This is a genomic window from bacterium (assembly GCA_020444065.1).
In the GTDB taxonomy this organism is placed as follows: domain Bacteria; phylum Sumerlaeota; class Sumerlaeia; order SLMS01; family JAHLLQ01; genus JAHLLQ01.
Map to the genome: position 1 here is coordinate 71,747 of JAHLLQ010000007.1, position 11,400 is coordinate 83,146.

The 11,400-nt window shown below is 59.3% G+C and carries 11 protein-coding genes; 5 read left to right on the forward strand and 6 right to left on the reverse strand.

The window, feature by feature from the left end; all coding sequences use genetic code 11:
- The first annotated feature begins 107 nt into the window (after nt 1-107).
- Nucleotides 108-1,112, forward strand: coding sequence for a hypothetical protein (locus KQI84_16100; protein MCB2156397.1), 1,005 nt, complete (start codon nt 108-110; stop codon nt 1,110-1,112).
- 91 nt (nt 1,113-1,203) lie between these two features.
- Here the strand turns inward: KQI84_16100 and KQI84_16105 are convergent, their stop codons facing one another.
- The 6 genes from KQI84_16105 to KQI84_16130 all read right to left on the reverse strand — a co-directional run bounded on the left by KQI84_16105 (nt 1,204) and on the right by KQI84_16130 (nt 7,787).
- Nucleotides 1,204-2,799, reverse strand: coding sequence for a 2-isopropylmalate synthase (locus tag KQI84_16105; GenBank protein MCB2156398.1), 1,596 nt, complete (start codon nt 2,797-2,799; stop codon nt 1,204-1,206).
- A 595-nt stretch (nt 2,800-3,394) separates the two neighbouring features.
- The gene (locus KQI84_16110) at nt 3,395-3,766 is read right to left on the reverse strand and encodes a GxxExxY protein (GenBank protein ID MCB2156399.1); all 372 of its coding nucleotides are present in this window, start codon (nt 3,764-3,766) and stop codon (nt 3,395-3,397) included.
- Between the two features lie 97 nt (nt 3,767-3,863).
- The gene (gene thiD, locus KQI84_16115; protein MCB2156400.1) at nt 3,864-4,682 is read right to left on the reverse strand and encodes a bifunctional hydroxymethylpyrimidine kinase/phosphomethylpyrimidine kinase; all 819 of its coding nucleotides are present in this window, start codon (nt 4,680-4,682) and stop codon (nt 3,864-3,866) included.
- Nucleotides 4,683-4,760: 78 nt separating this feature from the next.
- A complete protein-coding gene (locus KQI84_16120; GenBank protein MCB2156401.1) occupies nt 4,761-5,138 on the reverse strand; it encodes a GxxExxY protein in 378 nt (125 codons plus the stop codon).
- A gap of 137 nt (nt 5,139-5,275) precedes the next feature.
- Nucleotides 5,276-6,061: an MBL fold metallo-hydrolase gene (locus KQI84_16125; GenBank protein MCB2156402.1), complete on the reverse strand. Its 786-nt coding sequence runs from the start codon at nt 6,059-6,061 to the stop codon at nt 5,276-5,278.
- A gap of 16 nt (nt 6,062-6,077) precedes the next feature.
- On the reverse strand, nt 6,078-7,787 hold the full coding sequence (locus tag KQI84_16130; protein MCB2156403.1) for a glutamine--tRNA ligase/YqeY domain fusion protein: 1,710 nt from the start codon (nt 7,785-7,787) through the stop codon (nt 6,078-6,080).
- A gap of 404 nt (nt 7,788-8,191) precedes the next feature.
- Here KQI84_16130 and KQI84_16135 point away from each other — a divergent pair, with 404 nt between their 5' ends.
- From KQI84_16135 to KQI84_16150, 4 genes are all read left to right on the forward strand, one after another.
- Entirely contained in the window at nt 8,192-10,015 is a 1,824-nt protein-coding gene (locus tag KQI84_16135) for a VCBS repeat-containing protein (GenBank protein ID MCB2156404.1), read from the forward strand.
- 150 nt (nt 10,016-10,165) lie between these two features.
- The gene (locus tag KQI84_16140) at nt 10,166-10,495 is read left to right on the forward strand and encodes a TRL-like family protein (GenBank protein ID MCB2156405.1); all 330 of its coding nucleotides are present in this window, start codon (nt 10,166-10,168) and stop codon (nt 10,493-10,495) included.
- Nucleotides 10,492-10,884, forward strand: coding sequence for a TRL-like family protein (locus KQI84_16145; GenBank protein MCB2156406.1), 393 nt, complete (start codon nt 10,492-10,494; stop codon nt 10,882-10,884). Before KQI84_16140 ends, KQI84_16145 begins: the two co-directional genes overlap by 4 nt.
- Nucleotides 10,881-11,363: a TRL-like family protein gene (locus KQI84_16150; GenBank protein MCB2156407.1), complete on the forward strand. Its 483-nt coding sequence runs from the start codon at nt 10,881-10,883 to the stop codon at nt 11,361-11,363. The genes KQI84_16145 and KQI84_16150 overlap by 4 nt, the downstream gene beginning before the upstream one ends.
- The last annotated feature ends 37 nt before the right edge of the window (nt 11,364-11,400 follow it).

Below are 11,400 nucleotides of genomic sequence, written 5' to 3' on the forward strand. Positions count from 1 at the left end.
GTGCTTGCGGCGCTCTACTCCTGTCTGTTTGGCTCTTGTCAAAATGACATGGGGAAGCGGGCAGGCTGCTTTGGTCAGTCGCCACGATCAATTCAGGGAGGAGTGAGATGTTCACTCGAACCAGTATCTTTGTTGCTGCAGTGCTGCTTGGCGGGACAGTCGCCTCGCAGGCCGCCACACCGCCGGACTATGCCATTTACATCGCCCACCAGGACTACGTTCTGATGGTCGATCCCGCGACGGGCAATCGCACCACGATTGCGTCCACGAGCGTTGGGAGTGGAGATGTTGTTTCCGGGCTCCGGGCCGTGTACCTGGAGGACAATGACAACCTGATCGGTCTGATGGAGTCGGGCATCTATCGGTTCGACACGGATACCGGCGATCGAGTGGAACTGATCGACTTCGCCACGGCTTCCTACTTCATGACTCAGAAAGGCGGTTTGGCGAAGGAGCAAGACGGGTCACTCCTGTTCACTGGGACCTACGACACTCCGACCAACCGCGGACTGCTGCGGGGCGATTTGACGGCCGGGACGTTCGTTGAGCTCTCGACCCCAAACACAGGGAGCGGAGAAACCCTCTACTATCCATACGGTGTTGTCTGCACATCGGCGGGAAACATCTATCTCGCAGATCCAGGTTCGGGCGTCATTCAAGTGAATCCTTCGACCGGCGAACGTACGATGATCGCATCATCGAGTGTCGGAACCGGAACGTTCCGCGGCTCCTACGGGATGGATTACTCGGAGATAGATGGCCTGCTCTATATCACGTCGGCTGATGAGTACGTCCAGAGCGTGGATCCGAACACCGGCGCATGTGTGGATGTCGCTAACAATTCCGTGGGAACCGGCCCAACGCTCAGCTATCCGCGCGGGATCACGGTCTCTCACGATGGCAGTCTGCTGGTGCTCGATGGGGGCGAGGAGACTCTGTTCCGCATTGATCCGGCGACGGGGAACCGCACGGTGATCTCCAGCACTGGCACGAGTCCGGTCGGTACGGGTCCGGATTTCTTCCTCACCTTCGGTAGCTTTGACTCCTACCTCTCGCTTGATGAAGGCGGCTCGATGGGTGGCTCTGACGTCTCCGATTGGGCGCTGTATTGATGATCATGGTTCGTTGTTAGAGTGACCTGCAAGAAAGGCCCGCCGGTTTCGCGGCGGGCCTTTGGTTTCTTGTGAAACGGATGGGACAGGATCAGGGCGTCATGGCGGGTTCTTCGTCTTGTCTCTCTTCGCCGCGTTGGGCGGCGAGGCTTTCCTGGACGTGCAGGCTGTTGAGGGCGTTGATGTAGGCCTTTGCGGAGGCCAGGACGACGTCTGTGCTGACGGCGCGGCCGCGGACCTGGCGTTGGCCTTCGCGTTCGATAACGACTGTGACACGGCCGAGGGCATCGCGTCCGCCGGTGACGGCTTCCAGCGAGTAGTCGACGAGCTTCACGTCGTTATCGGTGATGCGATCGATGGCCTGGAAGGTCGCATCGACGGGGCCGTCGCCCATGGCGGCATCACAACGTTCGTCGCCATCGAAGTTCACGCACACGGTGGCCGTTGCAATCTTGCCGGTGCCAGACATGACGTTCAGCGATGAGAGTTCCCACTTCGCAGAGCCCTTGTAGAGGACTTCGTCGACGAGCGCGATCAGGTCGTCCTCGTAGACTTCCTTCTTCTTGTCGCAGACCTCCTTGAAGCGCTCGAAGGCGGATTCGAATTCCGCCTCTTCGAGATGATAGCCGAGGCCCTGGACGCGCATGCGGAAGGCGTGGCGGCCGGAGTGCTTGCCCATGACGAGGCCTTCGCCGGTCCAGCCGACGGATTCGGGCGTCATGATTTCGTAGGTCTGCGCGTGCTTCAGGACGCCGTCCTGGTGAATGCCGGCTTCGTGCGCGAAGGCATTGGCGCCGACGATGGCCTTGTTCGGTTGGACGCGCGAACCGGTCATGTCCGATACGAGGCGGGACGTGCGGTAGATCTCTTCGGTGTTCACCTTCGTATCGATTCCGAAGGAGTCGTGGCGCGTCTTGAAGTTCATGACGATTTCTTCGAGCGATGCGTTGCCGGCGCGTTCGCCGATGCCGTTGATGGTGCATTCGATCTGGCGTGCGCCTTCGGCGACGGCGGCCAGTGAGTTGGCAACCGCCAGTCCGAGGTCGTTGTGGCAGTGCACGCTGATGATAGCCTGATCGATGTTCGGGCAGTTTTCGCGCAGGTAGCGAATCTGCTCGGCGAACTGATGCGGCTGGCAGTAGCCGACGGTGTCAGGAACGTTGATCGTCGTCGCGCCGGCTTCGATGGCGGCCTGGGTGATCTCGACCATGAAGGGCCACTCGGTGCGGCCGGCGTCCTCGAGGGAGAACTCGACATCTTCGCACAGGGAGCGGGCGAGGGCGACCATCTCGGCGGCGGCCTTGATCACGGCGGCGGGCTCCATGCGCAGCTTGTACTCCATATGAATCGGCGACGTGGCGATGAACGTATGGATGCGGGGTTTGTTTGCGGGCGCGACGGCTTCCCAGCAGCGCTCGATGTCTTTGGGGCGAGCGCGCGCCAGGCCGGCGATGGTCGGAGCGTTGTCCTGAACGCCGACGGTCTTGGCGATCTGGTGGACGGATTCAAAGTCGCCGGGCGAGCTGATCGGGAAGCCGGCTTCCATGACGTCGACGCCGAGGCGTGCGAGCTGATGCGCAACGGCCAGTTTCTCGCGCAGGTTCATGCTACAGCCGGGAGACTGTTCGCCGTCGCGCAAGGTTGTATCGAAAATGATGATGCGATCTTCGGAGCTATTCTTCGACATGATTCAAGCCTCTCTTCGGTGGTTTTCCGGGGGGCGATTGTTTGTGTCTGTGAATGGGGTGTTGGTGATTTTGGCCGTGGTCGCGTCCGCGCAAACGCTACTCACGGCCGGCCGAGTCGCAGGCCGCCAAGGAGCAGGTGAAGCAGGTTGAGGGTCGATTCTCTCATCATTCTCTCAAACGAAAACGCCCCCGACAGTCGTGTGACCGTCGGGGGCGCGAAGTTTGCGCGGTACCACCCCGAATTCGTTTCCCCGCATGTGCGGTGGGAAACCTTCGTTACTCCTCTAACGGGGGAGCCAATCCCGGCCGGAACTAGTAGCTTCGTTTTGAAACGTTCGCGCCGACGGCTCGGAGGCCAGTTCGGAAGCGGGGCGGCAGGAACCTCACAGCCAAGGGTTCCTTCTCTCGTGCTCTGACCCGCGTCTTCCTACTCTTCCTCGTCGCAGCCTTTGGTTGCTTTGTCCCATCGGGCCGAAGCCTGCAGGGTTCGGGAATTAGGAAGGGGGGAGAAGCGGGACTCTGTCAAAGGGGAATCGGGCGGCGGGTTTGTCATAAATTCACCACGAAGGCAGGAAGAGCACGAAGAAAGAGCAATCAAAGAACGCGCCTCTTGATCCCATCTTTAAGGACTTCTGAGTTGAAGTTTATGAGGAGACCAGTCCGCATCTTGGCTAGTTTCAAGTATGTGAGGAGCTGCGCTTCGTGGATCGGAAGGAGCGCTTCCACGGACTTGAGTTCGAGAACAAGCTCGTCCTCCACAAGAATGTCTATTCGATAGGCACAGTCGATATCGACGCCTTTGTAGCGAACGGGCAGGGCAAGTTGGTGCTTGGCCGAAATCCCCGCCAGTTCGAACTCTCGCATCAGGCAGTTTTCGTATGTATTTTCGAGCAACCCCGGACCCAACTCACGATGTACTTCAATCGCACAACCTATGACTCTGCGGGAAAGCGGATCGAACTGCATGGTTCCTTCCTCCCAATTCTTGTTACTCACTGCAACACGCGGAGCAGATGGTATCTCCACGCTCTTCTTCGTGTCCTTCGTGCCTTCGTGGTGAACTCTATACACCCGCATCCCCCGAGCGGATGTTCCACAAGTGGTTGACGGGGCTGATGCCGCCGCCGACTTCGTAGGCGTTCTTTATTGCTCCGATGAGGTAATCGCGGGCGCGTTCGACGGCGGTGGAGAGTTCGAGGCCCATTCCGAGGCCGCAGGCGATGGCGGAGCTGAGGGTGCAGCCGGTGCCGTGCGTGTGGCGCGCATCAAGGCGAGCGCCGACGAATTCGCGGATGCCGGACGGCTCCCACAAGACATCGACCATTTCGTCGCGGTCGGAAATGTGTCCGCCTTTGACGAGGACAGCGCGCGGGCCGAGTTTCGCCAAAGCCGTCGCGGCGCGGCGGGCGTCTTCGACGGTTTCGACGGGAAAGCCGACGAGTTCGGCGGCTTCGGGTGCGTTCGGTGTGATCACGCGCGCCATCGGAATCAGGCGCGACTTCAATGCGCCGATCGCGTCGGGCTGGAGCAGGCGATGGCCGCTCTTTGAAATCATCACGGGGTCGACGACGAGTTTCGTGACTCCGAAGGTTGCCAGGCGATCGGCGACTTCCTCGATCACGCCGGGTTGTGAAAGCATGCCGGTCTTTGCAGCGTCGCAGCCGATGTCGCTGAGCACAGCATCGAGTTGTTCGCGCACGAACTCGCGCGGGACGTCGTGGACGCTCTGCACGCCGCGTGTGTTCTGCGCTGTGAGAGCCGTGATGACGCTGAGGCCGTAGCAGCGATGCGCATCAATCGTCTTGAGGTCGGCCTGGATACCGGCGCCGCCGCCACTGTCACTGCCGGCGATGGTGAGGATCTTGGGGGGGGATGACGTCATGGGGAACCTCTTTGTTGCCACAGATGGGGACACACAGATGAGAAGCGGATCTGATCTGTGCATATCTTTTAAGCCCGTCTAGAGGCTTACTCGTTTCACTTCGACTTTCGCTTTGTTGAAGTTGAGCAGCAAGCAGGTCTTGAGGCCGGTTGCCTTCAGGTAGTTTAGGCATTGGGCGGTGTGGATGTTGGCGAGTTCACTGACACACTTCAGTTCCAGAATGACGCCGTCTTCAACAAGTATGTCCGCGGCGAACTGTCCGACGAGAAAGTCTTCATAATACACGTCGATGGGCTTCTGTTGCTCGGCTTTCAGATTTGCCTTTTCGAGGGCGATCATGAGCGCATTCTCGTAGACCTTCTCAAGGAATCCGCTCCCGAGTGTGTTGGAAACATGGTACGCGCACCCGATGATTCTCTGGGTCAAGTCAGCGTTGGGAGCGTCGTATTGTTTCATGGAGGATTTAGCCACAGATGGATGGGATGAACTCAGATACAATAAGACAAGAAGAAAAGCGCATTGCTATGAATGTTGGATTTGGGAGAACGGAAGTTATGGATTGATCTGAGTTCATCCTGATAATCTGTGGCAAATCACTCGCACTCGAATTCAAATTCTACGCCGTCCCATGCGAGGTTCATCCCTTCGGGGAGCTCGGCGTCAGTTTCGGCGTGTTTGAGTTGGTGAGCCATGTGAATGAACCAGGTTTGTTTCGCGCCGATTTCTCGAGCGATTTCGACGGCTTCGTCGAAGCAGAAGTGCGTGGAGTGCGGTTTGCGCCGCAGCATGTTCAGGACGAGCGTTTTGCAGCCACGCATCAGGTCCATGGTCTCGGGAGGCAGGTAGCTGGCATCGGTCATGTAAACGAAATCGCCAAAGCGGAATCCGACGATGTCGAGGATGCCGTGCTTCGCGGGCAGGGGGATGATGCGCATTCCGAGAAATGTAAATGGGCCGACAATGGGGATCAGGTCGAGGGAGGCGACGCCGCCACCCTTCTGAGGCGGATGGAAAATATAATCGTAGCGTCGCGACAGGTCCTGCAGCGTGTTTTCGAGCGCGTACACGGGCAGCATTTGTTTCTGCCGGAAATTATAAATCCGCAAATCGTCGATGCCCGCGATATGATCGAAGTGCGAGTGCGTGAGCAGCAATCCGTCGAGGCGCTGGATTTTGTAATGCAATGCCTGTTGGCGAAAATCCGGACCGCAATCGACAAGGAACGCGCGCGGATTTTCGCCTTCGGTATCGCGGATTAGCAATCCCGCGCGCAGTCGTTTGTCACGCGGGTCGTCGGACGTACACGTGGGACAATCGCAACCGATCGACGGCACTCCCGTCGATGTCCCCGTCCCCATCAATGTTGCTTTCATCGTCACGCGGTGGTCGGTTTCCTTACTTCTTCGATTTCTGAGCCTTGGCCCACGAATCGCGCAGCGGCACAGTGCGGTTGAAGACTGCGCAATCGGACGAGGTGTCGGCGTCGACGCAGAAATAGCCAAGACGTTCGAACTGATAAATCGTCTCTGGCTCCGCGCCTGCGACGCTCGGTTCGATGTAACACTCCTTCACGACTTCGAGTGAGTCGGGATTGAGGTTGTCGCGCCAATCGCCGTCTTCGGGAACGTCGTTCGGATCTTCGGTCATGAAGAGTTTGTCGTACATGCGCACTTCCGCAGGCAGGGCGTGTCGCGCGGAGACCCAGTGGAGGGTTGCCTTCACGCGGCGCCCGTCGGGCGCATCGCCGCCGCGGGTTTCCGGATCGTACGTGCAGCGCAGTTCGACGACTTCGCCGTTTTCGTCCTTCACGACTTCGTTGCAGGTGATGAAGTACGCATAGCGCAGGCGCACTTCGCGGCCGGGCGCGAGCCGGAAGAATTTCTTCGGCGGATCTTCCATGAAGTCCTCGCGTTCGAGGTAGAGAATCCGCGAGAATGGAACGCCGCGCTTGCCCGCCGATTCGTCTTCGGGGTTGTTGACGGCTTCCAGGAACTCCTCCTTGTCCTCGGGGTAGTTCTCAATGACGACACGCAGCGGTCGCGTAACCGCCATGATGCGCGGCGCGACTTTGTTCAGGTGCTCGCGCACGCAATGCTCAAGCAGTTGAATGTCGACGACGCTGTTTGCTTTGGCGACGCCAATACGATCGCAGAAATTGCGAATCGACTCGGAGGGATAGCCGCGGCGGCGCATTCCGGAGATGGTTGGCATGCGCGGATCGTCCCAACCGTTGACGTGACCTTCGCGGACGAGCTCGAGCAGTTTGCGTTTGCTCATTACGGTGTAGGTCAGGTTGAGGCGTGCAAATTCCGTCTGCTCGGGATGATAAATCTCGAGCGTTTCGAGGAACCAGTTATAGAGCGGCCGGTGATCGGCGAACTCGAGCGTGCAGATGGAGTGTGTGATCTCTTCGATCGAATCGGACTGTCCGTGGGCGAAGTCGTACATCGGATAGATGGACCACTTGTCGCCCGTGCGGTGATGCGATGCGTGCAGAATGCGATAGAGCACCGGATCGCGCATGTTGAGGTTCGGATGGGCCATGTCGATCTTCGCGCGGAGAGTGCGCGTGCCATCGGGGAACTCGCCGTTCCGCATGCGAGCGAACAGGTCGAGGTTTTCCTCGACGCTGCGATCGCGGTGCGGGCTCGGGCGGCCGGGCTCTTTCAGGGTGCCGCGGTGCTCGCGGATTTCCTCGGCGGAAAGATCGTCGACGTAGGCTTTGCCCATCTCGATGAGTTTGACGGCCCACTCGTAGAGCTGCTCGAAGTAGTCGGAGGCGTAATGGAGGTGTTCGCCCCAGTCCCAGCCCAGCCACTTGATATCGCGGATGATGGATTCGACGTAGGCGGATTCTTCCTTGGTCGGGTTCGTGTCATCGAAGCGCAGGTGGCAGCGGCCGCCGTACTCGGCGGCGATTCCAAAGTTGAGGCAGATGGACTTGGCGTGTCCGATGTGCAGGAAGCCGTTGGGCTCGGGCGGGAAGCGGGTGACGACCCGGCCGTCCCATTTGCCGGCGCGGCGGTCTTCTTCGACCTTTGTGCGGACGAAGTCTTTGCCGCTCGATTTTGTTTCGGCAGCTTCCGAATTGCTGGGCGTACTCATGGCAGCTCATCCTCGATAAATGCTCCGGGCGGGATTGTGTCCCGGCGGAGGAAAAACCCTGCGGAATCGCCCCCCGTGCCGTCAAGAGGGGCGGCGGGTTAGAGCCCGTTCTCAATGTCCCAGGCTCTTCGTTGGGCTGCGGTCGGCCGCCGCCTTGCGCGCCTCGATCCTGGCAGTTCATGCTGGGCTTATCGGTCTCCGGGAATCGAATTGACAGATTCAGCTACGGGGCTCAACGCTGAAGCAAAATACGAATCCTATTTTTCCTTGGTTGGGCCGCGGTCCAAGCGAATATCTGCGGGAAGTGGGTGGGGACACGACATGGCCAGGGCACTCTCTTTGGTTGGGGGCCCTCGATGAATATTCTTCGATGTGCATTCTTGGGGGGATGCCTTGTCATCCTCTTGATGTCCACTTCGCAGGCAGGGGCGCAGGACTGGCGAGGCTTTTCGTCTTTCTCCTCCTACAGCGCGGGGACCGTTCCCTATGATGTCGTGGTCGGGGATTTCAACGGCGACAACATCGCGGATCTGGCTGTCGCGAACGCCACATCGCATGATCTCTCGATCTTGCTTGGAAATGGGATCGGAGGCGTTGGAAATGGGACGTTCTCGACTGCGGTGAACTACGGGGCGGACAATCGTCCTGTCGCCCTGGTGACCGGAGATTTCGATGGGGACGGCATCCCGGATCTGGCCGCAGCAAACGGGAATTCGAGCAATGTGTCCGTGCTGTTGGGCAACGGTAGCGGTGGGATTGGCGACGGGACATTTGGGTCGGCCGTCAATTACGCCGTAGGGAATGGCCCAGCGGGAATTGCAACCGGAGATTTCGACAGCGATGATATTATCGATCTCGTCGTGACAAACAGCGGGGCAAACAGTCTGTCCGTATTGCTCGGTGACGGCAGCGGGGGCGTGGGAGATGGGACCTTCACCTCCAGCGGTACATATGGGACTGGCACGAGTCCGACGACTGTTGCCACCGGGGACTTCAATGGCGACGACATCACCGACCTCGTGGTCTCAAACTCGAACTCAAGCAATGTTTCCGTTCTGTTGGGAGATGGCGCTTCCGGCACTGGAGATGGGACATTCGCCCTGGCTGCGAATTACGCTGCCGGCAGCGGCGCGTTCGATGTCATCACAGGAGACTTCAACGACGACGGTATCGCGGACCTGGCCGTTTCTAATTCTCTGGCAGCAGGCATTTCTGTACTGCTGGGAAATGGCTCTGGAGGAATTGGAGATGGGACCTTCGCCAGCCAAGTCATTTATGGTGTGGGGCCTTCGCCGTATTGCGTGGTTGCTGGGGACTTCGATAGCGATGGGATCGTCGACTTGGCAGCGGCCAATTTCAACTCGGATGACGTCTCTATTCTGTTCGGAAACGGGAGCGGCGGAGTCGGCGATGGGACGTTTGCGGCCATGGTGAACTACGCTGTCGATTCCGGACCTTACGGCTTGGCAACGGGCGACTTCAATGGCGACGGATTTGTGGATCTGGTTGTGCCGAGCGTTGATTCGGATGTTGTCTCTATTCTGCTGAATCTTGGACTGACCATGCCTGTGCTTGGGTTGAATCCGCCGTCATTGAACTTCGGAGACATCGAGCTCGGAGGTTCGAGCGCATCTCTCGCGACTGTTCTGGGGAACACCGGCGACGCCGATCTTCTTTCCACGGCAACGCTTTCCGATGATGGGGGCGGGGCCTTTGCGCTCAGCGTCTCGCCGATAAGCCCACTGACAGCAGGCACAACGACGAGCCTGGAGGTTGAGTTCATGCCCCCCGGCCTCGGCCCCTATTCGGGCGAGGTTTCCCTCGCGACCAACACGAGCAGCGGGACCGTACTTGTGGCACTGGCAGGGACCGGGGTGGATACCCAGGCACCTACAAGTGCGGCGACCGGCCCGACAGGCTCTCTGGTTCAGGCGTCGGCGATCATCGAGGTGACATTCGCCGCATCCGATAATGCGGGAGGAAGCGGTGTGGCGAGCGTAGAGCTGTTCTACTCCAGGAATGCTTCCGCATTCTCGAGTGCAGGGACGTTTTCCAGTTCTCCGGTTGCCTTTGACTCTGCGAGCGCGGGGGGCGATGGGACCTATGAGTTTTACACGGTGGCGTCTGATGTTGCCGGGAATACGGAGATTGCGCCAGCGTCGGCAGACATTTCCGTGATTTTCAGCGATACCACGGCGGTGTTGGATTGGAAGGTCCTGGATCGTTAGGGAGCGATGGGCTCGACGACGAGCACGAGGGGGGCTGGGGACTTTCAGATTGCCTGCGACGGTGAGATTCGGCACAAAGAGTCAGGAGTGACGGAATTTCGATATTCTTTTCCCCAGCCCGGGGGGGCGGGGGACCCAAGGAGCGTTCTTATGCGACGTTGGATTTTGGCGCTTGTTTGCGCCTGTACACTGTTCTGCACCGGATGCGTGGGGTATTTCGCCCCCGTGATGCCGCCCCAGGGCGGTCTGTTCACGGCCGTGTCGGCTCCGCTGGATACGGACGTTGACGAGACGCCGGTGGGTTACGCGATGGGCAAGTCCACCGCGGTCTGCATTTTCGGCCTGTTTGCGTTCGGCGATGCGAGCGTGACGTCGGCGGCCCGCAACGGTGGGTTGGAGCAGATCGATCACGTGGATTATTCGTATCTGAATATTCTGTTCATCTACCAGGGCTTCACGACGAAAGCTTACGGGGAATGATGATGAAAGCGCGCCTGCTCCTCCATCGAACGCGGGGGCTTGCGACGTTGGCTGCGCTGGTCTTCGTGGCTGTCTTTGGCACATCGTGCGCCTTTTATACGGCGCCGGTGGTTCCGCCGAACGGCCTGCTGTTCACCAACATCAAAGCCCCTCTCACCGTCCACTACGACAAGACGCCCGTTGGCCGGGATTCGAAGAAGTACTCTGCGCGCAGCACGAAGTACTTCCGGGACTTCCTGATCACTGGGCTCGGGTTTGCGTGGGATGAGGCTGCGGTCTCGACGATCGTCCGCGAGGGCGGGATCGAGAAGGTGGCCTATGCGGATTATGAGGCGCTGTGTATCCTGGGGATTTATGCCGAATTCACCGTGGAGGTGTACGGCCAATGATTCCTAGAGACAAACACACCGCGCTTCGAGCGGTCGCCCTGCGGGGAGGCTTGCTCGCCCTGTGTGTCCTGATGCTGAACGGTTGCGTGTTCTACAACACGCCCGTCCGGCCCTACTGGGGCACCGGTTTCAATCATACAACCTTCCCTGTCGATATCGAGTTCCACGGCACGCAGATGGGCAACCGGATCGGTCGCTCGTCGAGCGTGGCGGTTCTGTTCGGGTTCATCAGCTTTGGCGATGCCAGCGTGATGTCCGCCGCCCGGAATGGCCAGATTGTCGAGATCAGCCATATCGACGCGGAAATGACCAATGTGCTGGGTCTGTACGTCAGCTACGAGACGATTGTCTCGGGGTTCGACGAGAGAGGCATGGCCAGGAAGAAACCCACCTACGACCACGAAGACGAAGAAGAGGACGTGACTGAGCCGGAGGCGACCGAAACGCCGCCGGAGAGACGTCTGAGGGCCATCGAGTAGATGGCCCGGACCCGCGATTGTCGGACGGCGCCCTCCA